We start from the raw sequence: 26,422 nt of genomic DNA on the forward strand, positions 1-26,422 counted from the left end.
CGACCGAGCGCTTGCTTGGTGAGGACCCTGGGTGCCAAGCTCACCCGATGACTGCACGACGGATCGACGGCATCGACGGACTCGCTGCGTGCGTCGGTGAGCACCTCGGGGGCAGCGACTGGCTCGAGGTGACGCGCCCGCGAGCCGAACGGTTCGCCACGTCGCTCGGCGCCACGTTCGATCCCCGGTCGGACACCGCTCCGGAGTTCCTCACCCTGTCGCTCACGCCCGTGCTGCTCCCCCAGGTCGTCGACGTCAGCGGGTTCTCGACGGGTGTCAACTACGGCTGCACCAGCGTGCGGTTCCCCTCACCGGTCGGCATCGGGCAGCAGATCCGACTGGGCGTCGAACTGCTGGCAGCCGACCCGATCGCGGGTGGGGTCGAGATCGGCTACCGACTGACCTTCGAGATCAGGGACGTCGACCAACCGGCCTGCGTCGCCGACGTCCTCTTCAGGTTCTACACCTGAAGCCGAGCCGCTCAGCGCAACGCGTTGGTGACCGACGACGCCGGGGGTCGACCGAGTTCGTCGCAGATCCACACCGACGTCTCGACGAGCCGGTCGAGGTCGAGGTCGAGGTCGAACTCGGGTGAACCGCCGACGGCGTAGACGACGTCCTCGGTGGCAACGTTGCCCCGAGCCCGAGGCCCGGCGAAGGGGCAGCCACCGAGGCCGCCGATCGACGCGTCGATCGACCGCACGCCGACGTCGAGCGCGGCGAGCGCGTTCGCCACACCCATACCGTAGGTGTCGTGGCCGTGGAAGCTCAGATGCTCCAACGGGACGTGATGCTCCAACGCCTGGAACAGCGCCGTCGTGCGGCCGGGCGTTCCGACGCCGATCGTGTCGGCGACGCTCACTTCGTGGCAGCCCATCGCGAAGAACGCCTCGACCAGACGAACCACCTCCGACTCGGCGATCTCGCCCTCGTACGGGCATCCCATCACGGTCGACACGTACCCGCGCACTCGCATGTCGCGCTGGGTCGCCTCGGCCGCCACGGCACCGAAGCGCTCCAGGCTGACGTCGATCGAGCAGTTGAGGTTCCTCTGGCTGAAGGTCTCGCTGGCCGCACCGAACACGGCGACCTCGCTGATCCCCGCCTCGGCCGCTGCCGCCAGGCCACGGACGTTCGGCGTCAGAGCGATCGACCGGAGGCCGGGCAGCCCGATGACCGCAGCTGCGACCTCGACACCGTCGGCCATCTGCGGAACGAGGTCGGGGCGAACGAACGACGCGACCTCCATGTCGGCGACGCCGCACGCGGCGAGCCGCTGGATGAGCTCGATCTTGGTCGCCGTCGGGACGATCGCGCTCTCGTTCTGCAGGCCGTCGCGAGGACCGACCTCGACGAGCGTGACGCGGTCGGACCGAGCCATCGTCAGTCGCCCGAGGGGCAAAGCAGCCCGTCGAGGTAGAACCCGGCCACCTGTTCGCCGAGCTGACGAGCCGAGACCGGTCCACCGGGGATGAACCAGCGGACCGCTGCCACGAGCGAACCCATCATGATCCGGTAGGCCAGCTGCGGGTCGAGGTCGGCCCGGAACGTGCCGTCGGCCGAGCCACGCGCGAGCGTCTCGACCCACATCCGCTCGATCGCCTTCGTGCGCTCCTCGACGAACGCCAAGCGGGGCAGGCGCGAGATGTACGCCAGGTCGTTGTTGAGAACCTGGATCTCGTCGGACAACGACTCGAGGAAGCTGTAGCCGGTCGCGACCAGCGAACGGATCGTCTCGTCGGGCGACGACGCCGACTTCATCACGTCGACGTAGCCCTGCTCCATCTCGTCGAAGATCCCGCGGAGCAGGTCTTCGAGGATCGCGTCCTTCGATTCGAAGTGGTGATAGAGGCTGCCGGAGAGGATGCCCGCCTCTTCCCCGATGTCGCGTACGGTCGCATTCGCGAAGCCCTTCTGGGCGAAGACCCGCGCCGCCACCTGCAGCAACTCGTCGCGTCGGGACAACGGCCGATCATCGTTCTGCAACTTCGTCATCGTTCTCCCATGTACTCGCGGATCGGCCGGATCGGCGTAACGAGCCTCCAGCGTCGAGGCTGGATCATTGTAGGTTCCGGGCCACCGGCTGCCGGTCTTTTGCGCCGGGCGCGGGCTCGCGTGGGAGGCCGAGGATCCGCTCGGCGACGTTGTTCTTCAGGACCTCGTCGGTCCCGCCACCGATCTTGAGCCCCGGGGCCCCCAACACGAACTCGGCCCACGCTGCACCCTCCGGCCGATCGCCGGCGACGAGTGAGGCGCCAAGCGTCCGCGACGCCAGTTCGCACATCCCCGCGACGACCTCGGTGAGGGCCAACTTCGTCAGCGCGAACTCCGGGCCGGGGGTGTCGCCGGCTCCGTACGGCTCGGCGATCCGACGCTCCAACCACTTCGCGATGGTGAGCCGACCCGCGACGTCGGCTGCGAGGACGACGAGCCCGTGATCGGGGTCCGACGCCCTCACCACGTCGAGGAGTCGTTGCATGATGCTCTCGTCGGGCAGGAGTTCGTTGCCGATCGACGACCGCTCGTTCATCAGGGCGTCGATCACGATCGCCCATCCGCCGTCGACCTCGCCGACGATGTGGTCGTCGTCGACGGTCACACCCGTGAGGAAGACCTCGCAGAACTCGGCACCACCGGTCATCTGGCGGATGCGGCGGACCTCGACGCCCGGAGCGTCCATCGAGATCATGAACGCCGTGAGGCCGCGGTGCCGTTCGCTGCCGGGTTCGGTCCGAGCGATGCAGAGTCCGGTGGCGGCATCGAGCGCCCCGGACGACCAGACCTTCTGCCCGTCGAGCACCCACGAGTCGCCGTCGCGACGTGCCAGCGTCTTGATGTTGGCCAGGTCGGAACCGGCGTCGGGCTCGGAGAACAGCTGGCACACCAGTTCGTCACCGCGATGGATCGCCGGCAGGTGGTGGCTCCGCAGGTGATCCGTGCCGTGTTGGAGGATCGACGGCCCGAGCACCTGGGTGCCCGTGCGCACGAGCGTGTCGTCGGGGACGTCGAACTCGGACATGACATCGCGCAGCACTTCGAGATGCGCCGGAGAGAGGCCGGCACCGCCGAGTTCGGGCGGCCCGGTCACCCAGCCGTAGCCGGCGTCGAACAGGCGACGCTGCCACGCACACGACGCGGCGACGAGGGCCCGGTGCTCCTCCTCGGTCCCGGCCGGTCCGGCGACGATCGGGAGGGCGACGCGCGAGTCGCGGGTCGCCGCGCCGGCATCGGCCGGCGGGTGGTGCTCGCCCACGAACTCGGTGAGCGCGATCCGGAACGCTTCGACGTCGACCGTCTCCATCGTCGCCGCGTCGGTCATCCCGGTTCGGCTCCGACGATCGACACGAAGCTGACGACCTCACCCGGCTGCCCGCCGAGGTTGTGCGTCATGCCGAGCTTCGGATCCTCGATCTGTCGCTCGCCGGCTTCGCCACGGAACTGGAGCCACATCTCGAACAGCATCCGCAGGCCGGACGCCCCGATCGGGTGACCGAAGCTCTTCAGCCCTCCGTCGGGGTTGATCGGCAGGTCGCCGTCGAGGTCGTAGCGACCGGCGAGCACGTCGGCGATCGCGCCGCCGCGCTCGGAGAAGCCCATGTCCTCCATCAGCACCAGCTCGGTCGGCGTGAAGCAATCGTGCACCTCGGCCATCGAGATCTCGGTCGCCGGATCGGTGATCCCGGCCTGTCGGTACGCGTCGTTGGCGGACGCGACCACTTCGGGGAACGTCGTGTAGTCGTACTCGGTGTCGGTCGCACCGGTGCCGGCACCGACCGCCAGCGCGAGCGCCCTGACGTACATCGGGTTGGTCGTGTACCTCGGCACGTCCTCGATGCGGCAGATGATCGCAGCGGCAGCACCATCGGAGATACCTGAGCAGTCGAAGACGTTGAGGTCGCCGGCGATGGTGGGCGCGGCCGAGATCGTGGCTTCGGACACCTGACGCTGGAAGTGGGCGCGCTCGTTGAGTGCACCGTTCGCGTGGTTCTTCGAACCGATGTGACTGAGCGCCTCGCGCATCGTCTCGAGCGGGATGCCGTACTTCTCCGCGTAGGCCGGGACGATGAAGGAGAACATCGCCGGCGCCGTCAGGTCGACCTCGGAGCCGTCGGTCGGCGCGGTCGGGATGACCAGACCGGTCATGTTCGAGTCCTTGAGCTTCTCGACTCCGACCGCCATCACCACGTCGTACGCGCCGGACGCGACCGCGTAGCAGGCGTTTCGCACGGCCTCGGAGCCCGTGGCGCACATGTTCTCGACACGGGTGACCGGCTTGTTCTGCAGCTTCAGCGGGCGGCTCAGCACGAGGCCGGACTGGCCGGTCACCGCCGTGCCCAACCAGAACGCGTCGATGTCGTCGATCGCGATTCCGCCGGCCGACGCGAGCGCCTCCTGGACGGCGTCGATCACCAGGTCGTCGGCGCTGCGATCCCAGTGGTCACCGAAGCGGGTGCATCCCATACCGACGATCGCGACGCCGGGGAACTTGTTGCTGCTCATGAGTCCTCCTCGGACACGGGGCGTGCTTTCCAGAAGTAGTTGCGGACACCGTTCGGCGACTCGGAGACGAGCCGGTAGACCATCTCGACGCGGTCGCCGACGGCCACATCGGCGGCCACGACGTCGGTCAACTGGCAGCGGTAGCGTCCGCCGCCGTCGAAGTCGAGCACCCCGACCACGACCGGCGGGTTGATCGACGCGGCGAGCCGGTCGATCGTGAAGGTGCGCACGACCGCCTGCGTGTCGCGCAGCGCGACGGGCTCCATCCGGTCGACGGCCTGGCAGCGCAGGCACACACGCTGGGGCGGCATGTGCCGAGTGCCGCATGCCGTACACGTCGAGCCGTTGAACGCCAGTTTCCACGGCTCGTTGCGAGCGACCGCGGGAGCGGCAGGCGCCTCGGCCGGCGGACGACGCAACGCCGCTCGTTCGATCAGACCGCGCCACAGCAGGTAGGTGGACGGTTCGATCGGCGTGCCGTCCTCGACCGGCGATGCACCGGCGGCCGTGAAGCCGGAGCTCGTCCGCAGCACCATGGCATCGGCACCGTCGGCGCCGGTCGCCACGAGGATCCACTGGTCGGGGCCTGCAGCGTCGAGCACCGAAGCGAGCCGCACGCCGACGTCGGCGGTGCCCGAGTAGCCGATCGCGGTTCGCGGGTCGCCCTCGTGAGCCGGCGCACCGAGTCGCTTCGCGAGCTGTGCTTCGGCACGGGCCGAGGGGCACGACACGACGGCGGCGGTCAGATCGGTCGCTGCGATCCCGGCCTGCTCGAGGACGTCGGCGATCACCCGCTCGACCAGGGGCACCTGGTGTTCGGCGGTCCACCGATCGTCCCACGTGGACGACCCGATGTCGCCCTCGGCGCGCCACCGGTCCATCACCGGCGACGAGACCGACGACTGGGCGACGATCTCGACCAGCGGGTCGGGGCCGAACGCGAACGCAGCGGCGGCGTCGGCGCCCGAGGCTTCGTCGTCCGATCCGGGGCGGCCGAATCGCACGTCGGACAGCGCAGCGATCGCAGGGCTCGTCTGGCTCGCCGCAGCGCGGAGTGCGGCGACACCGGAGCGGATCGACCCGCCGGTGTCGTACGAACCGACGTGGTCGGGCAGCCCGATCGCCGCCGACAGGACGGCTGCGTTGCCGCGGTCGAGCATCGGGGCATGGCTCGTGGCGAACCAGCACGACTCGACGGCGCTGTCGGCATCGACCAGCGGACGAGCCGCTTCGACCGCCATCGTCAACGCGTCCTCGTCCGGCCCCGCCACCGATCGGAGACCGCGTGGTCCGGCCACCTGGAACATCGACGCGAGCGCCGAGCGGTCGAGCCGGGCCCGCGGCACGTAGCTGCTCCATCCGACGATTCCGTTCACGATGACGTCCTTCCTTCGAGGCCGATGATCTCTGCATACCGGCGGGCGTTGGCTTCGTACCCGTCGACCTCGAACCGTGGCGAGACGACGACTTCGTGGAGGCCCAGGGGGGCACAGGCCTCGATGTAGCGGGCGTCGTCCTCCCAGTCGGCTTCGGTCTTCCCCTTGGCGCGGCGACCCACGCGGAGCTGGATCTCGTCGAGCGACCGTCCTGCAGCGGTCAACGCCGTGTCGAGGCGCTCGATGAAGCGGGCGACCTCGTCGACTTCCAGGTTGTATCCCGCCCAGCCGTTGCCGTGCTCGACGATGCGGCGGATCGTGGCAGCGGAGTTGCCACCGACGACGATCGGCGGGTGGGGGCGCTGCACGGGTTTCGGGTAGGCGAACAACGGGTCGAACGACACGAACTCGCCGTCGTACGACGACAGTTCATGGTCGCTCCACAGCACCTTCAGCGCCGCGAGGATGTCGTCGGTCCTGGCGCCGCGGCGGGCGAAGGGCACACCGAGTGCCTGGTATTCGGATTCGGCCCAGCCGACGCCGATGCCGAAGTCGAATCGGCCGCCCGACAGGCCGTCGACGGCGGCGACGTCGCGCGCCAACGAGATCGGCTCGCGCTGGGCGATCACGCAGACATAGGTACCGAGGCGGACGGTCGTCGTCGCCGTCGCGATCGCTGCGAGCGCGACGAAGGGCTCGTACACGCCACGCAGCGCGCCGACCTCGTTGCTGCCGAGCGTGCCGTAGGGGTACTCCGACGTGTACTCGGGGAAGAAGACGACGTGCTCGGGGAACCAGATCGCGTGGAACCCGAGGTCTTCCAACAACACCGACGTGTCGCGGAGGAACGTCGCGTCCCGCCCGTCCTCCCCGGTGAAGAGTTCGCTGATCCCGATCTTCATGATGGCTGCCCTCCCTGAGCTGCGGTGCGGACCGCGTCGATGCCGTACAGGTCGACCGCGGTGTTGCACATGGCGAGTTCGAGTTGCTCGGCCGACAACACGGCGGGTCGGCCCTCGTACGGTTCGGCGAGCGCCCGGAACTGGTCGACCCAACGCTGCAGGTCAGCGCCGTCGGCGTCTTCGCCCGGACCGCGGATGATGTCGGACCCGAACATGAGACGGTGCGCTCCCACTCGCCCGCAGGCAAGCCGAACACGCTGACGGAACTCTGCGTAGTCGAAGTCGGCCGACCGCTGCCAGAGCGACAGGTCGAGGTAGGCGCGCTGCCACCCGAATGCGATGTCGACGGCCTCGAGCCACCAGGCCTCGAACCCAGCGTGCCCGAACACCCAGGCGATATCCGGGAACTCGGCCATGACCGGTGCCATCGCAGCCGGACGCGAGTTGGGGGTGACGTTGGGGTCGCCGCCGAGCGGCGCAGTGTGGATGACGAGCGGTCGGTCGTGCTCGCGGGCGAACTCGAAGACCCAACGATGGGCCGGGTCGTCGAGACGCCACCCGGCCGACGGGTACAGCTTGAAGCCGACGCAGCCGGGACGGGTCAGGGAGCGCTCGGCGATCTCGCGGGCGTTGGCGTGGCGCGGGTCGAGGCCGGCGCAGAACACGAAGCGTCCGCCGCTCGAATCGAACAGGTCGTCGTGGTGATCGTGCAGCTGCTCGATCGTGATGTCGCCGTCTTCGCGACCGGCGACGACCGTCCAGTCGACCACGGGGATCACGCCGGCGTCGATGCCGATGCGGTCCCACGCTGCGAGGGTGAGTTCGCCGGTCGGGTCGCTCTGGCGGACCATGACGCGGTCTTCGTAGTCGCTCGCCTCGCCGCCGGCGACCCGGCGGCCGACGGCCTGGCGCGCCCAGGCGCGACGCATGCCGGCGGGCACCCAGTCGCGATCGAGCACGTGGAGGTGGGCGTCGATGATGCGGGTCACGAGTCACTCACCAGCACGTGCGCGGTCGAGACGGCGGTCTCCCAGTCGATCACGCCGCCGCCGACCTGGGCCAGCGCGACGCGCGGGTCGTCGGCCTGGCGCTCGCCGGCCTCGCCACGCAGCTGGAGGGTGAGTTCGTGGATCTGGGCGAGGCCGCTCGCGCCGAGCGCGTGGCCTCGTGCGATCAGGCCGCCCGACGGGTTGACCGGGAGCTTGCCCCCGAGCGCGGTGTGTCCCTCGATCGCCCATCGTTCTTCGTCGCCGGGTTCGCACAGGCCGCAGGCGGTCCAGGCCATCGCCTCGTAGGCGGCGCTCGCGTCGTGGACCTCGGCGATGTCGACCTCGCTCGGCGAAACGCCGGCCATCTCGTAGGCCTGGCTCGTGGCCAGCGCCGCCGACGAGGGCCCGTCGGTGCCCTTCGGCGGCCGGCTGGCGAGCGTCGATCCGGCGATCCGGATGTTGACACCGGGGCCGGGGTGGCGGCTGACGATGACCGCGGCGGCGCCATCGCTGATCGGTGAACTCATCAACGACGTGATCGGATCGACGACGAGTCGCGCTGCGAGCACGTCGTCGACGTCGACGTCGAGTTGCCGGTGTGCCGACGGGTTGAGTCGTGCGTAGGCGTACGCCTTGGCGGCGATCGACGCGAGCCCACGACGGGTCATGCCGGCGCCGTCGAACAGGGCTTGGGCGAGCACCGCCTGCCGGTCGACGAGCGGGGTGCGGTCGGTGCCGGCGCCGTCACCGGTGTCGAACATCTGCTCGACGTCGGTGCCGGCCTTGTACGCCGAGAACGTCCGGGCCTTGTCCTCGTGGTTGGCCTTCTCGACCCCGAGCGCGAGCACCGTGTCGTGCATGCCGGCACGGACGGCCATACACGCGAGATGGAGGGCGTTGCCACCCGAGGCGCAGGCGTTCTCGACGTTGTGGATCGGAATCGAGCCGAACCCGAGCGGGTAGGCGACCACTTCGCCTCGGATGCACTCCTGCCCGGTGATCAGCCCCGCCAACGAGTTGGAGAAGAACATCGACTCGATGTCGCCGACCGCCATCTGTGCGTTGTCGAGCACGGAGCCGACCGCCTCGGCGCCGAGGTCCTTCATCGAGCGGTCGAGATGTCGACCGAACCTCGTCATCGAGGTGCCGCGGATGTAGATGTCGGTCATGACGGCGGGTGCCCCTCTGTGGTCGGTCGTGTGATCTGTGGTGATGGCCAGGCTGCGGCGACGCCGCCGTCGACGACGAGGCTGTGACCGTTGACGTAGCTCGCGTCGTCGCTCGCCAGGAACAGCGCGGCGGCGGCGGCTTCTTCGGGGGTGCCCTGTCGACGCATCGGCACGACCGCGTCGCGAGCGGCCGCCGCGGCGTCGTCGGCCACGAACTCGCGGCGGACCATCGGTGAGTCGATGATGCCGAGGACGACGGCGTTCGAACGGACGCCGTGGCCGCCGTAGCGCGTGGCGACGTGTCGCATCACGGCGAGCTGTGCCGCCTTGCTGGCCTCGTACGAGAGCGAACGACCGGAGCTGAGCACCGCGGCCGTCGAACCGACCCACACGAAGCAGCCGGACCGGTGTTCGATCATCGACGGCAGCAGCGCCTGGGCGACGACCCAGTGACCGGTCACGTTGACAGCGGTGCTGAGGTCCCAGTCGTCGAGCGTCTGGGTGCGCAGTCCCTGGTGCCCGGAGATCGCTGCGTTCGAGATCAGCGTGTCGACGGGACCGAAGTGGTCGGCGGCCGAGGCGCCGAGCGCCGCGCAGTCGTCCCGGTCGGCGAGGTCACAGCGGACCGCGACCGCAGAGCCGTCGCACAGATCGACGGTGCGTTGGGCCGACTCGAGGTCACGGTCGACGACGATGACGCTCGCGCCCTCGGCAGCGAGACGCACGGCCATGGCCCGACCGTTGCCCATCGGAACGCTGTCGCCGGCCTTGGCCGGACCGTCGCTGCCGCCACCGAGGATGATGGCCACGCGGCCCGCGAAGCGCGGGTCGTTCGCCATGTCAGTAGCTCCTCGGCAACCCGAGCACGTTCTGCGCCAGGTAGTTCAGCGTCATCTCCTGGCTGACCGGGGCGATGCGCATCAACCGGGCCTCGCGCCAGTAGCGCTCGACGTGGTATTCCGACGCGTATCCGAGGCCGCCGTGGGTTTGCATCGCACGGTCCGCTGCGAGGTAGCCGGCTTCGGCGGCGAGGTACTTCGCCGTGTTCGCCTCTTCACCGCACTTCATGCCGTTGTCGTACTTCCATGCCGCGAGCATGACCATCTGCCAGGCCGCTTGGAGGCGGGCGTACGCGTCGGCGAGCGGGTGGCTGATCGCCTGGTTCGCGCCGATCGGCCGGTCGAAGACCTCGCGCTCGGTCGCGTAGCCGACGGCTCGACGGAGGGCCGCCTCACCGATCCCGATCGCCTCGGCGGCGATGAGGATCCGCTCGGGGTTGAGGCCCGAGAGGATGTGGTAGAAGCCGCGGCCTTCCTCGCCGACCATCCGCCAGTCCTCGACGGGAAGGTCGTCGTAGAACGTCTCACCGGTCGTGACGGCATTGCGACCGACCTTCTTCGTCGGTCGCACCGTCACATGGTCGGGATCCATGTCGGCCAGGAACAGGGTGAGACCGCCGAAGCGATCGTCCGGGTCGTCGCCGGTCCGGACCAGGATCAGGATGACCTCGGCCTCGAGCGCCTTGGTGGTCCAGATCTTCTGCCCGGAGATCGTCCAACCGCCGCCCGGCGCGCGCGTGGCACGGGTCGCGATCTTGGAGGTGTCGGTGCCGGCGTTCGGTTCGGTGACACCGAACGACACGTGCAGGTCGCCGGACGCGGCGCGCGGCAGGAACGTCTCCTTGAGTCGGTCGTTGCCGAACTTCACCACGGGCTGCAGACCGAACACGGTGAGGTGCAGCGCGCTGCACCCGTTCATCGCGGCGCCGGACTTCGCGATCTGGCGCATCAGGATCGAGGCCTCGGTGATGCCGCGACCACCGCCGCCGTACTCCTCGGGGAGCGCCATGCCGAGCCAGCCGTCTTCGGCCATCGCGGCGTAGAAGTCCCACGGGAAGCGGTGCTCCTCCTCGCACGCGAGCCAGTACGAGTCGTCGAACTCCGCACACCGCGCGGCGATGGCGTCGGCGATGAGTTCGTGGTCTTCGTTCGGTGTGAAGTCCATCAGTTCGTGATGCCGAGTGATTCGATCGACGCCGCCAACTCGGCTGCGAAACCCTCGTGCTCGTCGGCCACCATATGCCCGGCCGGGTCGATGATCTCGATCCGGGCGTGCGGGAACACCTGCTGCCAGTCCGCGGCCAGCGAGACCGGCACGAGACCGTCCTGGGCACCGAACCACAGCCGCATCGGCACGTCGGCCAGGCGATAGCCGCGCCCGGCGACGTTGGTGTCGGGGATCGGGAACAGGTACCGGCTGGTCGAACCGAGCGTCTGGACCCGGCGGATCGACGCCAACCCCTTCTCGTACGCGTCGGCCGGGGGCGGGAAGTGGCGGGCGACCAGTTCACCCTGGGGGTCGGTGTACAGGTGGGGGTTGAGGTCGCGCGGCAGCAGGGCGAACATGTCGACGCCGGTGTCGTCGGCCCGGAACATCCCGAACGGCGCTGCGAGCGCCAACGACCGGACGGCGCCGGGCTGCTGGATCGCCAACTCGACGGCCAGGGTGGCACCGAAGCCGTGGCCGGCGACCGACACCCGGCCGAGATCCAGGGACTCGAGCGCCCACCAGACGACCGAGGCGAGCTCGCCGATCGAGTCGAAACGGTCGCCGCCATCGGCGACGCCCCATCCCGGCAGGTGGACTTCGACCACGTCGAACCGCTCACCGAGCGCGTCTCGGCCCGGCAGCCCGTCGAGGGCACCGAACTGACCGTGCAGCCAGACGAGCGTCGGTCCGGAGGCGAGCCCGGAGCGGTCGACGACGATCTGGGTGCCGTCGATCGGGGTCTGGAGTGTGGTTCGGGTCATCGTTGTGCCTCCCTGGCGACGGGCTGGACATGGGTCTCCTGGAAGCCCTCGATCGGCTTCGGCCACCACTGGTGTTCGTGCTCGTCGAAGGTGCCGCTCAGTGCCGGCATGACCTTCTCGGCGAACATGTCGATGTTGTGCTTGGCGAGGTCCTTCGGCATCGAGCCGATGTGCATGAGCATCACCCAGTTGCCGATCGACGAACGCTTTGCAGCTGCTTCGAGCTTCTCGCGGACCGTGTCGGGGCTGCCGGCGATCACGATGCCCTGCTCGACGAAGTCGTCCCAGCCGTACTTCTGAGCGGCAGCGAACGAGTCGGGGCGGCTCGACGAGGTCGCACCCTTGGCGGGCAGCACCTCCTGGAGCGAACGGATCGTCTTGTAGCCGGGGGCCTCGGTGAAGCCCGGGTAGATGTGCGTGCACCGTTGGTAGAAGTACTGCACGTGCGGCTCGTAGAGCCGGCGAGCCTCTTCGTCGGTGTCGGCCACCATGACGAGCTGCACCATGCCGGTGCGGTACGGGTTCCGGTCGCGGCCGGCGAGCTCGACACGCTCCCAGTACTTCTCGAACAGGTCGGCGGCGTAGTCGGCCCCGAAGTACGACAGCAGGAAGAACGGGGCGTCGAGTTCGACGGCGAAGTCCATCGTCTCGACCGACCCGCTGCCCGGGATCCAGATCGGCGGGTGCGGCTGCTGGAGCGGCTTGGGCCAGGGGTTGACGTAGCGCAGCTTGCTGAACCGGCCGTTGTGCGAGAAGACCTCGTCGGTGGTCCACGCCTTGAGGATCAGTTCGAAACCTTCACGGTGCTGCTCGCGCATCGTCGCCGGCTTGACCCCGTAGGCGAAGTTCGAGTCCTGGCTGCTGCCGAGCGGGAATCCGGTGATCAGACGGCCTCCCGACATCACGTCGAGCATCGCCAGTTCTTCGGCGATGCGGATCGGCGGATTGTAGAGCGGTACTGCGTCGCCCATCACGAGCAGCTTGCTGTCGGTGTCGGTGATCCGGCGCGCCAGCGCGGCACCCATCATGTTGGGGCTCGACATCAGGCCGTACGCGTTGTTGTGGTGCTCGTTGACGCCGATCGCGTCGAAGCCCTTGACCGCGGCGTGCTCGAGTTCGTCGAGGTAGTCGTTGTAGAGCTGGTGGATGCGCGGGACGTCCTGCACCTCGGGCGGGATGTCGACCCACACGCTGCGGTACCGATCACCGAAGTCCTCGGGCAGGCCGTCGAACGGCATCAAATGGAAATAGGTGAACTTCACCGGTGCTTCCTCCGAATCGCGAGTTGGTTCGCCGGTCGATCCGGGACCAACCAAGCAGTTGCTCGGTTACAGTAGCCGAGGGCCTCGGCGGCCGTCAACGGGAGCTGCCGATCACGCATCGCCGGCGCCGATCATCGACGTCAGCAGGGCGAACTCGTCCTCGACCGACGAGATCGCCGGGGCGTCCGACACATCCCGGACCGCCCCGAGGTTGGCCAGCACCGACTCGGGCGTCGGCGCGCTGGAGTACCAGCCCCGGGTCTGCCCGGTGACCACGGCGGCCACGCGTCCTCCACCCGCGATCAGGACCTCACCCGAGATCGGACACGACTCGTGCACGAGCATCGCGACCACCGGCGACACGAGCGACGGGTCCATGTGTTCGGCCAGGTCACCCATGATCTCCTCGGTCATCCGGGTGCGGGCACCCGGGGCGATCGCGTTGACCTTGATGTCGCGGCGGCCACCTTCGATCGCGAGGGCCTTGGTCAGGCCGATCAGGCCGGCCTTCGCGGCGCTGTAGTTCGCCTGCCCGAAGTTGCCGAGGTAGCCGGCGACCGACGTCGTCATCACCACCCGACCGAATCCCTGCTCGCGGAAGTGCGGCCACGCCGCCATCGTGACCCAGGTGCTCCCGAGCAGGTGCACCTCGAGGACCCGCGCCATGTCGGCCGGGTCGAGATTGTGGAACGCCCGGTCGCGGAGGATGCCGGCGTTGTTGACCACCGCGTCGACGCGCCCGTACTCCTCGATCGCCGTCTCGACGATGGCCGCGGCCGATTCGGGCGTCGAGACGTCGTGGGCGTCGGCGACCGCATGGCCTCCCGCCGCCTTGATCTCGGCGACCAGTTCGTCGGCCGGGGTCGCCGAGCCGTCGGCCCCGCCGTCGAGCGCACCACCGACGTCGTTGACCACCACGGCAGCACCCCGGCTCGCGAGCAGCAGCGCATGCTCACGGCCGAGCCCGCGCCCCGAGCCGGTCACGATCACCACCCGGCCGTCGAAATCCATCGGTGTGTCCCCTGCGTTGCTCATCACATCTCCTGTCGCGTGGTCGTTCGGTAGATCGATCCGAACGCTCCCCTGGAGTGCGCCAACCTAGCACTTGCTTGTTTGCAGGTCGATTGCTAACGTCCCGCCGGTGGGGACAGGAGGCTCGAAGCACGTGGTCGTCGACGCCACGACGACCCTGTCCGACCTCCTCCCGGCCGGCAGCCGAGTGGTCGCGTCGCCCGGGTGCGGCTCGCCGAGCACGTTGCTGGAGCTGCTCGCCCGGCGGTCACACCAGGTCCCGCTGACCCTGATGTCGGGCCTCCAGATCGACGGCTACCCCTTCCTCGGGCAGGTCGACACCACCACGTTCCGGTACCTGACCTGGCACGTCGCCGGCCCCCTCCGCGATCAGTTGGCATCGGGTGTCGTCGACTACGTCCCCGCTCGCGCGTCCGACGTGCCGCGGTTGATCCGCGGGTGGCAGGCCAACGTGACGCTGATCAGGGTGTCGCCGGCCGATGCCGATGGCTTCCACAGCCTCGGGCCGTCGGCGAGCTACCCGCACCCGAGCGCCCACTTCACCCCGATCGTGATCGCCGAGATCGACCCGGACGTCCCCCGCACCAACGGCGCCATGATCCACGAGTCGCTGATCACCGCGACCGTCGACTCCCAGTCGCCGATGCCGGTGTACGAGGCCGGGGTGCCCGATGCGACCAGCCGGGCGATCGCGCGACACATCTGCACGCTGCTGCCGGAGCGTCCAACCCTGCAGCTCGGCATCGGGGCGATCCCCGAGGCGGTCACGGCGGAACTGGCCGACATCGACCTCGGTCCGCTGCGCTTCGCCGGCATGGTGACCGACTCGATCGTCGCGGTTGCCGAAGCCGGTCGGCTCGATGCCGATGCCGTGCACCCGGACGCGTGCATCTCGGTCGCCGAACTGATGGGCGGGCCCGAACTCATGCGCTTCGCCCACGACAACCCACTCGTCGCCGTGACCGAGTCGTCGATCTCGCACAACCCGCTCGTGTTGGGCCACGTGCCGCGGTTCGTGAGCATCAACTCGGCGATCGCCCTCGACCTCACCGGCCAGATCAACGCCGAGACGGTCAACGGTCGCCAGATCTCGGGGATCGGCGGCAGCGTCGACTACAGCGAGGCCGCGTTCGCGTCCGACGGCGGCCTGCGCATCATCGCCATGGCGTCGACCACCCGCGACGGGCGGCACAGTCGGATCGTCGAAACCTTCCCGCCGGGCGATGTCGTCACCGTGCCGCGGAGCACCGCCGACATCGTCGTGACCGAACACGGCGTCGCCGACCTGCGCGGGCGCAGCCTCGCCGAGCGCCGAGCGGCGTTGCTGGCGATCTGCGACCCCTCCTTCGCCACCGAGTCAGCCGACCATCCGGCCGACCACCCAGCCGACCACCCAGCCGACCACCAGGAGATCCCCACATGAGAGTGTTCGAACGCCGAGGCCGCTACTACGACGAGTACGAGATCGGCGACGTGTTCAAGCACAAGCCGGGCCGCACGATCACCGAGACCGACAACACGCTCTTCACGACGCTGACCATGAACACCCAGAGCCTCCACCTCGACGCCGAAGTCGCCGCCCAGAGCGAGTTCGGGCAGCGGCTCGTCAACAGTCTGATGACGCTGTCGATCGCCGCCGGCCTGAGCGTCGGCGACACGACCGAGGGCACGACGATCGCCAACCTGGGCTTCGGGGAGATCGGTTTCCCCCGACCGGTGTTCATCGGCGACACGCTGTACGCCGAGACCGAGATCATCGCCAAGCGGCCGTCGAAGTCGCGCGAGGGTCAGGGCATCGTCACGTTCGAACATCGCGCCCGCAACCAGACCGGCGACATCGTGTGCACCGCGCAGCGATCCGCTCTCGTGTGGTTCGACGAGGAGGCCCAGTCCGCGTCATGAAGCTCGACCACAGCCTGATCGGCCACACCTCCACCCGGGCCGCCGACGACGCCCGATGGGCCGAGGACGCCGGGTTCAGCGGTGTCTGGGCGACCGAGAGCGTCACCGACGCCTTCCTCCAGTCGATGGCGGCGGCGCTCACGACCGAGCGCGTCGAGGTCGGCACGGCGATCGCCGTCGCGTTCGCCCGCAATCCGATGACGACGGCGTACGCGGCGTGGGACCTGGCAGCGGCGACCGAGGGCCGCTTCGTCCTCGGGCTCGGCACCCAGATCGAGGCACACATCACGCGTCGCTTCTCGATGCCGTGGAGTTCACCGGTCGACCGGATGGCCGAGTACATCGAGGCGCTCCGCGCCATCTTCACGGCCTGGCGCGACGGCTCGCGACTCCGATTCGAAGGCGAGTTGTACCGCCACACCCTGATGTCGCCGGTGTTCACCCCGCCGCACCACGAGCACGAGATCCCGATCGGCATCGCCGCGGTGGGGCCACGGATGATGCAGCTCGCCGGGGGTTCGTGCGACGTCGCGATCCTGCACGGCATGGTACATCCCGCGTACCTCGACGACGTCGGCCTTCCCGCTCTCGACGTCGGCCTCGCCGAGTCGGGTCGCTCCCGCTCGGACATCACGCTGTCGTGTCCGCTGTTCATGGCGATGGGCGACGACGACGAGACGATCGCCGGCGAGGTCGCCAAGACCAAGGAACAGGTCGCGTTCTACGCCTCGACGCCGGCGTACCGGCGGATCCTCGACCCGATCGGCTTCGGCGACCTGCAGCCCGAACTCCAGGCGCTCTCTCGCGAGCAGCGGTGGGGCGAGATGAGCGGCCTGATCGGTGACGACCTGCTCGCCCACGTCGCCTTCATCGGGTCGCCCGAGGACATGCCCCGCCTCGTTCGCGATCGTCTCGGCGACCGCATCGACCGGGTGTCGTCGTACTTCGGTTGGCCCGCCGACGACCTCGACCGCCTCCGAGCCATCGCCGCCGACTTCGAACGAACGGAGCACCCGACGTGAACACACGCGACCAGCTGTCCGACGACGATCGACGATCGATCGAACGCCTCCAGTACCGGTACTGCGATCTGGTCGATCGGGCGCGGGTCGACGAGCTGGTCGACCTGTTCGCCGATGACGCCGAGATCGACTACGGCCACGGCCGGAGCATCTCCGGCGCCGACTCGCTCGCGACGTTCTTCCACGACCGGTTCCGCGCCTACAGCGGCACGAGCCACCACCTGTCGAACGTGATGATCGACGTCGACGAGGACGGCGCGGTCAACGTGCAGTCGTCGATCTACGCATGGCACCAGTTCCATGACGGGTCTCAGGTCGAGGTCTGGGGTCGGTACCTCGATGTCGTCGTCCGGTGTGACGACGGGTGGCGTTTCGGCACGCGGGCGATCCGTGCCGCCGGATGGCGCGGCTTCACGGTCCCCGAGGGCGAACAGGGCCCGTTCCAGATGATCGATCGCGAGGTCGTCAGGTGACCGAGCTCCTCGACCTCGACGAGATCATGGCGACGGCGCGGGCGACGCGCAGCTTCCTCGACCGCCCCGTCGACCGCGCCCTCCTCACCGAGATCGTCGAAGCGGCGACCTGGGCACCGAGCCCGCGCAACACGCAACCGTGGGAGTTCGTCGTCGTCGACGACCCGGAGCCGCGTGCGCGCATCGGCGCCCTGCTCGAACCGCGCGCGGCCGAGGTCGACGCCGCGGCCGAACGTCTCGACACCGAGGCGCAGCGCAAGATGTACCGCAGCGCCGCCGCGCTGATCCGGTCGATCGGAACTGCGCCGGCCGTCGTGTTCGTGTGTGGCCGTGCCACCGATTACGGCCGCGATTTCGACGCGGAGGACATGGTGCTGAGCGCGGTGTACACCGCGTCACAGAACCTGTTGCTCGCGGCGAGGGCCCGCGGGCTGGGCGCTGCATTCACGACCCTGCACATCCACGCGGACGCGGCGATCCGCGACGTGCTGGCACTCCCCGACGGTGTATCGGTCGGCGTCACCATCCCGGTCGGGTGGCCGACCACGCCGTTCAAGCCGCTCCGTCGGCGTCCCGTCGCCGACGTCCTGCACTGGAACCACATCGAGGAGACACCATGACCAGCTCGAGTTCGAACACGCTGGAAGCCGTCCACGAGGGCGGGTCCCGCGACCCCGATCGGCAGCGGTCGTTCCTCCCGGAGCCGGTCGTCGCTCCGCCTCGCCACACGATCATCTCCGCCGACGACCACGTCCTCGAACCGCCCGACCTGTTCGTCGGTCGGGTCCCGAGCAAGTTCGCCGACGACGCGCCGCGGGTGATCGAGGGTGACGACGGTGGGCAGTACTGGCTGATCGACGGCAAGCCCGAAGCGATCCGCGATTGGAACGTCGCGATGGGGCGCGCCACGTCGGAGTGGGGCGGCGAACCGGCTCGCTACGACGAACTCCGCCGCGGCGGCTGGGACGTCGATGCCCGGGTGCGCGACATGGACGTCGCCGGCATCGCGCTGTCGCTGAACTTCCCATCCGCGATCTGGGGATTCTGCGGTCGCGTGTTCTCCGCGATGCCCGACGCCGAACTCGGCCTCGCCTGCCTGCGGGCCTACAACGACTGGATGATCGAGGCCTGGTGCGGCGCGCATCCCGGCCGCTTCATCGCGTGCCAACTCCCCTGGCTCCGCGACGCGGAGGTCGCGGCGCAGGAGATCCACCGCAACGCCGCCCGCGGCTCGACGTGCGTGTCGTTCTGCGAGAACCCCGAGAAGCTCGGGCTCCCGTCGATCCACTCCGGGTACTGGGAGCCGTTCTTCCAGGCCTGCGCCGACACCGACACGACGATCAACCTGCACGTCGGTTCGTCGTCGGAGATCGCCCAGCCGTCGAGCGATTCGCCCCACAGCGTCACCAATGCACTGTTCGGCATGAACTCGATGCTCGCCACCACCGACTGGCTCTTCTCCCGCGTCACCCTCCGACACCCGAACCTGAAGATCGTCCTGTCCGAGAGCGGCATCGGTTGGGTGCCCGGGCTGATCGACCGCCTCGACTGGGTCGACCGGTACCGCGACTCGATCACCCTGCGCGACGACTGGGACATGGCCGACGGACGGCCGAGCGACGTGCTCAAGCGCACCTTCTGGTACACGAGCATCTGGGACCCGGCCACGTTCGGCGTCATCGACACGATCGGCGCCGACCGCGTCATGCTCGAGGTCGACTACCCGCACCCGGATTCGTCGTGGCCCGAGTGCCAGGACGTCGTCGACGACCAGCTCGGCGGACTCGACCCGCACGACATCGAGTTGATCACGCACCGCAACGCGCTCGACGTCTACCGCTGTTCGCTGCCGTGAGGCACCGCATCGCCGAGCCGGTCATCGGTCGTCGGCGGCTGCCCGAACTTCGTCCCGAACTCGAGTTCGCGCTGCTGGCCAGGGCGCTCCACCGGGCCGGCTACGACGACGAGGGTCTCGGTCACTTCGTGTACCGCCAACCCGGCGGCACGCTGCTCGCGAATCCGTTCGAATGCGGATGGGACGAGCTGACACCGGCCGACGTCATGCGGATCGATCTCGACGGCAACGTCCTCGCCGGCGACTGGACGGTGTCACCGGCGACCCGGCTCCACCTCGAACTCCTCGCTCGTCGCGACGACGTGATCGTCTCGATCCACAACCACCCGCGGTGGGCGACCGTGTGGGCCGACGCCAAACTGGTCCCGCCGATCTTCGACCAGACCGGCGCCACCGTCGGCGACGATCTCGTGCTGCTCGACGAGTACACCGGGTCGGTCGATCAGCCGATCAACGCGTCGGCTGCCGTCGACGCATTGGACGACGCGTCCTCGATGCTGCTCGCCAACCACGGTGTGCTCGTGACGGGGGCGTCGGTCCAGGAGGCCCACCTCCGAGCGGTCACGCTGGAGTGGCGCTGCCGACGGGCGTGGGAGGTGCGTTCGATCGCACCCGACGCCGAGCCGCTCGCCGCGGACACCGTCGAGTACGTCCGCCGCGAGGTCGCGAGTGGACGGCGTACCCCGGCGTGGGAGTTCGCGGTCCGTCGCGAGCTCCGGCTCGATCCGGCGCTCAGCCCGTCGGACGTGGACGGGTGTTGAAGAAGTCGAACGCGTGCAGCGTGTCGCAGTACTCGCGCACCGCCGCCACCTGCCCCTCGACGAGGTCGAGCACGAAGCAGTACCGGTTCTGATACGTCGAACCGTCGCCGCGAACACCGTGGCTCGCGGCCTCGACCGCGACCGACGTGTCGCCGGCGGTGATCCACTGCGGGTGCAGCGCCCAGCCGCCTTCGAACGTCGCGATCAGGCCGGGAAGGTGCTTGGCTCGGTCGGCGAGCACGGCTTGACCCCAGAGCGGCACACGGTCACCGCCACGCGGTTCGGCGTCGAACCGACCGGGCTCTCGGTTCGGGCCGGAGTCGGCCCACCAGATCGCGTCCGGCCTGGTGATCGCCGCGAGTCGGTCGGGGCTGGCGGCCGAGATCGCCCCGACGAAGTCGAGTCCGATCTGCGCTCCGGGCGGGTCCGCCTCGACGACCACCGGGGTGGGTTCCGTCGCGGTGGTGCGGCGGTCGAGGTGTCGGCCGGAGAAGACGTCGGCGGCATGTGCGGTGTCGAGGTACTCGTGCACCCTCACGACGAGGCCGTCGCGGGTCTCGATCGCGAACGCGTAGCGATTGGCATAGCGCCCGCCGTTCGCGAACACGCCATCGCCTTCGACCTCGACGACCGCACGCCGGTCGTCACCGAACGAATGCCACCGGCGCTGACGGCAACCGTCGGGGAATCTCGTCCGCAGCCCTCGGAGGAGTTCGAGCTTCTCGCCGAGCGGCATCGTGCCGTGCAGCGGCCACGGGCGGTCCTGTCCCGGGTCGACGCCCTGGACACCGGCGGCGCGATCGAGCCCGGTGTCGACCCACCAGGAGCCGTTCGGGTCGCACAGCGGCAGGAGTTCGTCGACGTCGTTGCGATCGAGTGCGTCGATGAACCGCTCGGCCGCCACGACGGCCGCGCCGCTCATTCGGCCGCACCGAACTGGTCGCGGAGCACGTGCTTCTGCACCTTGAGACCGGCGTTGCGAGGGAGCTCGTCGACGAACTCGACCCGCGTCGGCTTCTTGTAGCTCGCCAGCTGCTGCCGGGAGGCGTCGATCAGTTCGGCGGCGGTGAGCTCGGAGTCGGGAGCCCGGACGACGACCGCGGTGACCGCCTCACCCCAACGCTCGTCGGGGGTCCCGATCACTGCGACCTGCTCGACGCCGGGGAGGCCGACGAGCACGGCCTCGACCTCGGCCGGGTACACGTTCATGCCACCGCTGATGATCATGTCCTTGGCTCGGTCGGTGATGTAGACGTAACCCGCCTCGTCGATCCGCCCGACGTCACCGGTGAAGTACTCGCCGTCGACCAACACCTCGGCCGTCTTGGACGGGTTGCCGTAGTAGCCGGAGAACATCGTGTCGGCACGCACCGCGAGCTCGCCCGTCTCGCCGGGCGGCAGCGTGTTGCGATCGGCGTCGACGATCCGGATCGATGCGGTCGGCAGGGCGCGACCGACCGACGCGAAGATGTCGTCGGCCGACGACCCGCCGCGCCAGTCTTCGCGTGCGGTCACCGTCAGCGGGGCGACGGTCTCGGTCATGCCCCAGACCTCGACGTAGCGTTCGCCGATCACCTCGACGAGCTCACGTGCCTGACTCGCCGGTAGCGGTGACGCCGAGTGCAGCACGGATTCGAGATGGTCGAGCACCTCGGGGCGTTTGCGGGCCTCGGCGATGAAGCCGGGCACCAGCGGCGACGGCGCGTAGGTGAACGTGGAGCGGTCGTCGATCATGTGATCGACCCACGACTCGACGGTGTAGGGCACCAGGAACGTCACCGTGCCGCCGACGTAGAGGTGCGGGATGATGACACCCCAGATGCCACTGACGAACGACAGGGTGCCGGTGAACGCGCATCGACCGTACATCGGCAATCGGTAGGCGAACGGGATCAGCTTGATGCAGTTGACCACGGCTCGATGGCTCGCCATCGCTCCCTTGGGGAACCCGGTCGTCCCCGACGTGTAGCCGAGGATCGCCAGGTCGTCCGGCGCGCGGTTCGGGTCGACGATCGTCGTCGAGGCGGCAGCGAGCAGGTCGTCGTAGTTCGATGCGCCGGCCGCCGGCTGATCACCGATGGTGATCACGGTGCGGAGCTCGGGGCGGGATTCGAGCGAGTCGATGAGTTCGTTGCGACCGTCGGTGTGCACGAGGGCCACCGTGTCGGAGTCGCGGAGGATGTAGTCGACCTCACGTGCGACGAGACGGTCGTTGACGTGCACGATCGGGAATCCGCCGATGGCGCACCCGACGTACACCTCGAACGCCGCGACCCGGTCCTCGAGCAACGCCGCGACGTGATCGCCGGGCTGCAATCCGGCATCGCGGAGCGCGTTGGCGAGCCGTGTGCCGTGGTCGAGGAGTTCGCGATACGTGCGGGTGCCGTCGCGTCCGACGAGCGCCGGGCGATCGCCGTACCGCTCGCAGGCGGCGATGAACAGTTCACCGAGCGTCGTGGCCACGGGGTACCTCCAGGGTCGGTTCGGTCGGTTCGGTCGGTTCGGTCGGTTCGGTCGGTTCGGTGTGCATCGTCGCGCTCACCACAGCAGTCCGGCCAGTTCGAGCAGCCGATCGTCGACCGACGAGACCTCGATCGCACGGACGGCGGCGAGGTCGTCGTCGACCACCGCGTCGGTGCCGCCGCGGCGGCGCATGTCGACGAGCAGCGACGTCGCGGTGTCGACGGCGTCGGTGCGGGCGATCTCGGCGACGCACCGGGCCCGGGCGACACCGGGGTCATCGGCGTCGGTCAGCAACTCGAGCTGTTCGGCCATCAGGGCCGCCCCGTCGAGCGCGATGCAGGCGTCGGCCAGTCGGAACGCCCCCGCCTGTTCGGCGAGCAGTTCGGCACCCACCGGCGAGGCACGAAGTCGGTCGATCGCATCGCGCACCGGGTCGAGGCCGTCGCCGACCCGCTCGACCGGCTCGGCGGCCAGTTCGGCGCGAGCGATGATCGACCGTTGGATCTCCGAGGTGCCCTCGTAGATCGTTGCCTGCCGTGCGTGCCGGGCGAGCGATTCGATCGGCCGCCCGACGGTGACCCCGCGGGCCCCGTGGATCTGTTGCGACTCATAGATCGCACGACACGCAGCCTCCGTCGCGAACAGTTTCGAGATCGCGGCCTCGCGGACCGAGTTCTGCTGCGCGTCGCGGAGCGCTGCGGCACGGTAGACGAGGCCACGGCCGATCGTGGCGTCGGCCCACATGCGGGCGAGCTTCAGGCGGATCGCCTCGAGATCGCCGAGCAGGCCGCGAGAGACCGACCGGTTGGTCGCGACGTCGAGCGCCAGGTCGAAGGCTCGCTGTGTCATGCCGACGGCGAGGGCCCCGACCGACGGCCGGTACACCTCGAGGGTGCCGAGCGCGACCTTGAGACCCTCACCCTCCACACCGATCATCCGATCGGCCGGGATCACGACATCGTCGAGCACGATCGTGCCGATCGAGTGCGGCGCCGCGAGCTCGATGTCGGAGCGGATCGTCACGCCGTCGGCGGCCGGGTCGAGCAGGAAGGCCGTGTACGACGGCCGACCGTTCGCCTCGCCGGTCCGGGTGACGAGCACGACGACATCGGCGTCGGGCGCACCGGAGATGTACGTCTTGGTCCCCGTGACACGGTAGACGTCGCCGTCGAGCACGGCGTTGGTGGTCATGCCGCGGACGTCGGAACCGGCCTGCGGTTCGGTGACCGCGAACGCGTACACCCGCCGCCCGGCGACGAGGTCCGGGAGGAACTCGGAGCGCTGCTCGTCGGTGCCGTGGCGGACGATCGCGACCGTGCCGAGGCCCTGGAGCCCGAACGTGAAGTCGACGCCCGGGTCGCGGTAGCCGAGGTGCTCGCGGAGGATGCACAGCAACGTCGAGTACCGGTGGTCACCACCGGCTCCGCCGTACTCGGCCGAGATGTTGAGGCCGAGCAGACCGTGGTCGGCCATCGTCTCGAGCAGTTCACGGGAGATCTCGTGACGCTCCCCGAATCGTTCCGCGATCGGCAGGAGGTGTTCGACCGCGACCGCATCGACGCGTTCGGCGATCGCCACTTCGTCGGGGGTCAGGCCGAGCACGTTCACGTCGGGGCCGTCACCGACAACGTCGTCGCGTAGCTCTCGAGGAACGTGCGGACACCCGAGCGCGGGATCGACAGACCGAGCACGAACTCGTCGACGCCGAGCGCCCCGACCTCGGCCACGTAGTCGGCGAGACCGTCGTGGTCCCCGTGGTGGGGCATGCCGAGGACGACGCGGAACCCGTCACGGGTGCGTCCGGCTGCGGCGAGTTCCTCGTCGAGGATCACCAGCGCATCGGCGAGTTCGTCGACCGTGAGCTTCCAGCCGTACCAACCGTCGCCGTGGACGGCCGACCGGCGGAGCGCGCCGCGGGTGATCCCGCCGACGAGCACCGGCGGGTGCGGGGTCTGGACCGGCTTGGGGAACGCGACGACGTCGGAGAACGAGACGAACTCGCCGTCGAACGACGCTCGGCGCTGCGTCCACAGCGCCTTCATCGCCTGGATGTACTCGTCGGCCCGGACGCCTCGGCGTTCCCACGGCACACCGAGCGCTTCGTACTCCTCGCGGAGCCAGCCGATGCCGATGCCGTAGTCGAAGCGGCCGTCGCTGAAGTGGTCGAGCGTCGTGATGTGCTTCGATCGTTCGACCGGGTGCCGCTCGGTGATGATCTCGACCGAGGTACCGACCCGGATCCGGCTGGTGACCGCGGCGGCGGCCTGCAGCACCATGATCGGCTCGAGCAGACCCTGGTCCTGCTTGAAGCCGAACGTGCCGTCGTCGCTGTGCGGGTACTTCGACGTGAACTCGTCGAAGAACACGACGTGGTCGGGAGCCCAGTAGCTGTCGAACCCGAGTTCTTCGAGTGCGACGGCGGTCTCCTGGACGAAGTCGAGCCCGCGGCCCGGCACTCCGTCAGCGATCTGTACGACGCCGTAGCGCATGCGGCTGTCCCCCTCCTCGTGGGGCGTGGCGCCGTGCGGGTTCGCACGCGTCCGTCACGCCCTCGTCGTCACGTATGACCGGGCCATGGTAACCCAACCAAGCGTTTGCTTCAATCATCGGCGCGGGTCCCCCAGCGCGGTCCGAACGGCGTCGAGCGCCTTCGCCGCGGTCACGCCGTCGATCAGACGATGGTCGGCGGCGAGCGTCAACCACATGGTGGGGCGTGCGACCACCTGGCCGTCGACGACGACCGCGCGCTCCTTGATGGCACCGGCGAACACCATCGCGGTCTGCCCCGGCGGGATGATCGGCGTGCCGATCTCGACGCCGTGCGCCCCGAGGCTCGACAGGGTGACGCCGGCACCGGTGACCTCGTCGATCGTGAGGCGGCGGGTGCGGGCGCGCTCGGCGAGGTCTTGGAGCCGGGTGTGGATCTCGCCCACGTCGAGCGAACCGACGTCGCGGAGCACCGGCGCGACCAGACCGAACTCGGTGTCGGTCGCGACCGCCACCGACACGTACTCGCGGTGGCGGATACCTGCGCCGACGATCTCGGCGTGCAGGACCGGGAGCTCGCTGCAGGCGGCGGCGAGCGCCTCGATCAGGTAGGCGGTGATCGTCGGCCGACCCTCGGTTACCGCCCGTCGACGGTCGAGGAGCGCGCCGGCGTCGATGCACACCGACTCGACGAAGTGCGGGATCGTGGTCCAGCTCTTCTCCATGGAGAAGAACATCGCCCGGCGGTGCCCGGTCAACGCCTCGACGCCGTCATCGGCTGCATCGTTCTGTTCGTCGTGTTCGTCGGTCGCCGCGGCAGGCATGGAGTCGGGCACCGGAGGTGGCGGCGGCGGGAGTGCTGCACCGCTCGTGTCGGCCGCCGCCAGGTGCCGTTCGACGTCGGCGGACGTGATCGAGCCGCGGTCACCGGTGCCGGTGACCGACGCCAGGTCGATGCCGTGCTCGCGAGCCAGTGCTCGTGCTCGCGGCATCGCGCGCGGACCTCGTCCCGACGTGACCGGACCGGTGTGCTCGCCGGACGGAGCGGCAGGCGTGGACGGCGTGTCGGCGACCGCCGAGCCACCTGCGAGGAACCGATCGACGTCGTCGTCGGACGGTGCCGACTCGTCGGGGGCGGTGATCACGGCGAGCGTCTCACCGACCGGGACCTCGTCGCCTTCTCCGGCGACCCATCGAGCGAGCCGGCCGGCACTCTTGGCCTCGACGTCGATCTCGACCTTCTCGGTCTCGACGACGTACAGCAGGTCGCCCGTCGCGAACGAGTCGCCCACCTCGACCGCGAGCCGCACCACCACGCCGGCGTCCATCGTCTGGCCCAGCCGGGGCATCGAGAGCACCTGCATCGTCATCGGGTCATCTCCTCGTCGTTCGGGGTCGTCGTCATGGTTCGTGTGCGGT

The 26,422-nt window shown here is 69.3% G+C and carries 26 protein-coding genes; 8 read left to right on the top strand and 18 right to left on the bottom strand.

Annotation, left to right across the window (positions count from 1 at the left end):
* Nucleotides 1-47 precede the first annotated feature (47 nt).
* Nucleotides 48-470 carry a dehydratase gene (locus R8G01_11815; protein MDW3214680.1) on the top strand — a complete coding sequence of 141 codons (423 nt, stop codon included), beginning with the start codon at nucleotides 48-50 and terminating at the stop codon, nucleotides 468-470.
* A gap of 11 nt (nucleotides 471-481) precedes the next feature.
* Here the strand turns inward: R8G01_11815 and R8G01_11820 are convergent, their stop codons facing one another.
* From R8G01_11820 to R8G01_11880, 13 genes are all read right to left on the bottom strand, one after another.
* Nucleotides 482-1,381 (bottom strand): hydroxymethylglutaryl-CoA lyase, encoded by a 900-nt coding sequence (locus tag R8G01_11820; GenBank protein ID MDW3214681.1) that lies wholly within the window; start codon nucleotides 1,379-1,381, stop codon nucleotides 482-484.
* Between the two features lie 2 nt (nucleotides 1,382-1,383).
* Nucleotides 1,384-1,995, bottom strand: coding sequence for a TetR/AcrR family transcriptional regulator (locus R8G01_11825; protein MDW3214682.1), 612 nt, complete (start codon nucleotides 1,993-1,995; stop codon nucleotides 1,384-1,386).
* Between the two features lie 64 nt (nucleotides 1,996-2,059).
* The gene (locus tag R8G01_11830) at nucleotides 2,060-3,319 is read right to left on the bottom strand and encodes an acyl-CoA dehydrogenase family protein (protein ID MDW3214683.1); all 1,260 of its coding nucleotides are present in this window, start codon (nucleotides 3,317-3,319) and stop codon (nucleotides 2,060-2,062) included.
* Nucleotides 3,316-4,500 carry an acetyl-CoA acetyltransferase gene (locus R8G01_11835; protein MDW3214684.1) on the bottom strand — a complete coding sequence of 395 codons (1,185 nt, stop codon included), beginning with the start codon at nucleotides 4,498-4,500 and terminating at the stop codon, nucleotides 3,316-3,318. The genes R8G01_11830 and R8G01_11835 overlap by 4 nt, the downstream gene beginning before the upstream one ends.
* Entirely contained in the window at nucleotides 4,497-5,876 is a 1,380-nt protein-coding gene (locus tag R8G01_11840) for an OB-fold domain-containing protein (GenBank protein MDW3214685.1), read from the bottom strand. The genes R8G01_11835 and R8G01_11840 overlap by 4 nt, the downstream gene beginning before the upstream one ends.
* Entirely contained in the window at nucleotides 5,873-6,778 is a 906-nt protein-coding gene (locus R8G01_11845) for a TIGR03619 family F420-dependent LLM class oxidoreductase (protein MDW3214686.1), read from the bottom strand. Before R8G01_11845 ends, R8G01_11840 begins: the two co-directional genes overlap by 4 nt.
* The gene (locus R8G01_11850) at nucleotides 6,775-7,767 is read right to left on the bottom strand and encodes an amidohydrolase family protein (protein MDW3214687.1); all 993 of its coding nucleotides are present in this window, start codon (nucleotides 7,765-7,767) and stop codon (nucleotides 6,775-6,777) included. Before R8G01_11850 ends, R8G01_11845 begins: the two co-directional genes overlap by 4 nt.
* Nucleotides 7,764-8,936: a thiolase family protein gene (locus R8G01_11855; protein MDW3214688.1), complete on the bottom strand. Its 1,173-nt coding sequence runs from the start codon at nucleotides 8,934-8,936 to the stop codon at nucleotides 7,764-7,766. The genes R8G01_11850 and R8G01_11855 overlap by 4 nt, the downstream gene beginning before the upstream one ends.
* Nucleotides 8,933-9,775 (bottom strand): SDR family oxidoreductase, encoded by an 843-nt coding sequence (locus tag R8G01_11860; protein MDW3214689.1) that lies wholly within the window; start codon nucleotides 9,773-9,775, stop codon nucleotides 8,933-8,935. The genes R8G01_11855 and R8G01_11860 overlap by 4 nt, the downstream gene beginning before the upstream one ends.
* 1 nt (nucleotide 9,776) lies before the next feature.
* Entirely contained in the window at nucleotides 9,777-10,940 is a 1,164-nt protein-coding gene (locus R8G01_11865) for an acyl-CoA dehydrogenase family protein (GenBank protein MDW3214690.1), read from the bottom strand.
* On the bottom strand, nucleotides 10,940-11,746 hold the full coding sequence (locus R8G01_11870; protein MDW3214691.1) for an alpha/beta fold hydrolase: 807 nt from the start codon (nucleotides 11,744-11,746) through the stop codon (nucleotides 10,940-10,942). Before R8G01_11870 ends, R8G01_11865 begins: the two co-directional genes overlap by 1 nt.
* Nucleotides 11,743-13,008, bottom strand: a complete 1,266-nt coding sequence (locus R8G01_11875) for an LLM class flavin-dependent oxidoreductase (GenBank protein MDW3214692.1) — start codon at nucleotides 13,006-13,008, stop codon at nucleotides 11,743-11,745. Before R8G01_11875 ends, R8G01_11870 begins: the two co-directional genes overlap by 4 nt.
* A gap of 111 nt (nucleotides 13,009-13,119) precedes the next feature.
* Nucleotides 13,120-14,043, bottom strand: a complete 924-nt coding sequence (locus R8G01_11880; protein MDW3214693.1) for an SDR family NAD(P)-dependent oxidoreductase — start codon at nucleotides 14,041-14,043, stop codon at nucleotides 13,120-13,122.
* Nucleotides 14,044-14,149: 106 nt separating this feature from the next.
* Here R8G01_11880 and R8G01_11885 point away from each other — a divergent pair, with 106 nt between their 5' ends.
* From R8G01_11885 to R8G01_11915, 7 genes are read left to right on the top strand one after another with little or no spacing between them, the layout of a single operon-like run.
* Nucleotides 14,150-15,463, top strand: a complete 1,314-nt coding sequence (locus R8G01_11885; protein MDW3214694.1) for an acetyl-CoA hydrolase/transferase C-terminal domain-containing protein — start codon at nucleotides 14,150-14,152, stop codon at nucleotides 15,461-15,463.
* The gene (locus R8G01_11890; protein ID MDW3214695.1) at nucleotides 15,460-15,942 is read left to right on the top strand and encodes a MaoC family dehydratase; all 483 of its coding nucleotides are present in this window, start codon (nucleotides 15,460-15,462) and stop codon (nucleotides 15,940-15,942) included. The genes R8G01_11885 and R8G01_11890 overlap by 4 nt, the downstream gene beginning before the upstream one ends.
* Complete coding sequence (locus R8G01_11895) at nucleotides 15,939-16,964, top strand: TIGR03617 family F420-dependent LLM class oxidoreductase (GenBank protein ID MDW3214696.1); 1,026 nt, start codon at nucleotides 15,939-15,941, stop codon at nucleotides 16,962-16,964. Before R8G01_11890 ends, R8G01_11895 begins: the two co-directional genes overlap by 4 nt.
* Nucleotides 16,961-17,437, top strand: a complete 477-nt coding sequence (locus R8G01_11900; protein ID MDW3214697.1) for a nuclear transport factor 2 family protein — start codon at nucleotides 16,961-16,963, stop codon at nucleotides 17,435-17,437. Before R8G01_11895 ends, R8G01_11900 begins: the two co-directional genes overlap by 4 nt.
* Entirely contained in the window at nucleotides 17,434-18,057 is a 624-nt protein-coding gene (locus R8G01_11905; protein MDW3214698.1) for a nitroreductase family protein, read from the top strand. The genes R8G01_11900 and R8G01_11905 overlap by 4 nt, the downstream gene beginning before the upstream one ends.
* Entirely contained in the window at nucleotides 18,054-19,292 is a 1,239-nt protein-coding gene (locus R8G01_11910; GenBank protein MDW3214699.1) for an amidohydrolase family protein, read from the top strand. The genes R8G01_11905 and R8G01_11910 overlap by 4 nt, the downstream gene beginning before the upstream one ends.
* The gene (locus tag R8G01_11915) at nucleotides 19,289-20,053 is read left to right on the top strand and encodes a class II aldolase/adducin family protein (protein MDW3214700.1); all 765 of its coding nucleotides are present in this window, start codon (nucleotides 19,289-19,291) and stop codon (nucleotides 20,051-20,053) included. Before R8G01_11910 ends, R8G01_11915 begins: the two co-directional genes overlap by 4 nt.
* On the opposite strand, the gene R8G01_11920 is transcribed toward R8G01_11915, so the two are convergent.
* The 5 genes from R8G01_11920 to R8G01_11940 all read right to left on the bottom strand — a co-directional run bounded on the left by R8G01_11920 (nucleotide 20,025) and on the right by R8G01_11940 (nucleotide 26,373).
* Nucleotides 20,025-20,975, bottom strand: a complete 951-nt coding sequence (locus R8G01_11920) for a nuclear transport factor 2 family protein (protein ID MDW3214701.1) — start codon at nucleotides 20,973-20,975, stop codon at nucleotides 20,025-20,027. The genes R8G01_11915 and R8G01_11920 overlap by 29 nt on opposite strands.
* Entirely contained in the window at nucleotides 20,972-22,516 is a 1,545-nt protein-coding gene (locus tag R8G01_11925) for an AMP-binding protein (protein ID MDW3214702.1), read from the bottom strand. The genes R8G01_11920 and R8G01_11925 overlap by 4 nt, the downstream gene beginning before the upstream one ends.
* Before the next feature lie 75 nt (nucleotides 22,517-22,591).
* Nucleotides 22,592-24,124 carry an acyl-CoA dehydrogenase family protein gene (locus R8G01_11930; protein MDW3214703.1) on the bottom strand — a complete coding sequence of 511 codons (1,533 nt, stop codon included), beginning with the start codon at nucleotides 24,122-24,124 and terminating at the stop codon, nucleotides 22,592-22,594.
* Complete coding sequence (locus R8G01_11935) at nucleotides 24,121-25,005, bottom strand: LLM class F420-dependent oxidoreductase (protein MDW3214704.1); 885 nt, start codon at nucleotides 25,003-25,005, stop codon at nucleotides 24,121-24,123. The genes R8G01_11930 and R8G01_11935 overlap by 4 nt, the downstream gene beginning before the upstream one ends.
* A 114-nt stretch (nucleotides 25,006-25,119) precedes the next feature.
* Nucleotides 25,120-26,373 (bottom strand): dihydrolipoamide acetyltransferase family protein, encoded by a 1,254-nt coding sequence (locus R8G01_11940; protein ID MDW3214705.1) that lies wholly within the window; start codon nucleotides 26,371-26,373, stop codon nucleotides 25,120-25,122.
* Nucleotides 26,374-26,422: the final 49 nt, after the last annotated feature.

It is taken from the genome of Ilumatobacteraceae bacterium, assembly GCA_033344875.1.
Classification (GTDB): Bacteria; Actinomycetota; Acidimicrobiia; order Acidimicrobiales; family Ilumatobacteraceae; genus Ilumatobacter.